2 protein-coding genes are annotated in these 882 nt (G+C 59.8%); both read right to left on the bottom strand.

The window, feature by feature from the left end:
• Window positions 1–146 precede the first annotated feature (146 nt).
• Window positions 147–299, bottom strand: a complete 153-nt coding sequence (locus tag GUI70_RS22485; protein WP_161884499.1) for a hypothetical protein — start codon at window positions 297–299, stop codon at window positions 147–149.
• An 8-nt stretch (window positions 300–307) separates the two neighbouring features.
• Window positions 308–628, bottom strand: coding sequence for a hypothetical protein (locus GUI70_RS22480; RefSeq protein ID WP_161884498.1), 321 nt, complete (start codon window positions 626–628; stop codon window positions 308–310).
• Between the last annotated feature and the right edge of the window lie 254 nt (window positions 629–882).

The raw sequence follows: 882 nt of genomic DNA, 5'->3' as shown, positions 1-882 counted from the left end.
CGCCGCTCCTCCAGTTGGGGACGCGTCAGCCTTTCAGGTCGCCAAATCTGCGGCATAGCCGAAGGGTAAGCTGTTCCCAAATTACGCAGGTATCAGTAGCAGGCGTTTCACAGTTCACCACGCTCCTTGAGGTGCTTGATTTCTTCCTACACCTTCAGTCGGTTCTCGGCGGAGAGGTGTGCGTCGCCATCGGCCAGGTCCAGCACGACTGGCGCGAGGATCGGCGCGAGCTCGACGACCGCCTTAATCGGCAACGTGGTACCTAACATGTCGGTGAGCAGCTTTAGCAGTTCGTTCATGGGGTCTCCTAAACCAAGGGCGTCGCCACGGTGACGGCGGAAACGAGGGGTTGAACGCTGGGCAGATCGGCGAGCGGTGCGTCATCACCAACCACGGCGGGCCAGTCGGTGCAGGTCGCAGAAGGAAAATCGGGGTCATCTTGCGGTGGCTCGGCAGCTGGGAAGCTCAGCAGTGGCATGGTCTCTAAGCTGCCCGTCGAAGGCACGGCTATGACTGCCGGGACTTTCCAGCTTCCGAACCAGTCGAATGCCGTTTTTAGACCATCGCGTCCGAATACCGCAGCAACTGCGGCGGTCAGGCTGTAGAAGATAGAAGTGGGCCAGCCCATCGGGCCAAACAGCGGTAGAAGTCATCCAGAAATTTGGCGGAGCAGGATGAGGATGCAGGCGAGCTGAACAAAGCCCAGGGAGTGCTGGGCCTTGTGTTCATCGCGGATCCGGACGCGCTGGAACGACTGCAGCCAGGCCATGGTTCGTTCCCTCACTCAGTACGGGACAACTTGGCTTCAAGCTGCTCCTAGCGCTGGAAAAGGGCTCATGAGGATGGACAGCAGTGATTCCAGCCCGTCCAAGCGCCACCTGA

This window comes from Deinococcus alpinitundrae, assembly GCF_009982895.1.
GTDB classification, from domain to species: Bacteria; Deinococcota; Deinococci; order Deinococcales; family Deinococcaceae; genus Deinococcus; species Deinococcus alpinitundrae.
The sequence above is the reverse complement of the archived record's forward strand: the minus strand, read 5'-3'. Positions and strand labels throughout refer to the sequence as shown.

Excerpts from the sequence above, each read along its gene's own strand:
- GUI70_RS22485 (WP_161884499.1), bottom strand. The coding sequence starts at position 299 with ATGAACGAACTGCTAAAGCTGCTCACCGACATGTTAGGTACCACGTTG.
- GUI70_RS22480 (WP_161884498.1), bottom strand. The coding sequence starts at position 628 with ATGGGCTGGCCCACTTCTATCTTCTACAGCCTGACCGCCGCAGTTGCT.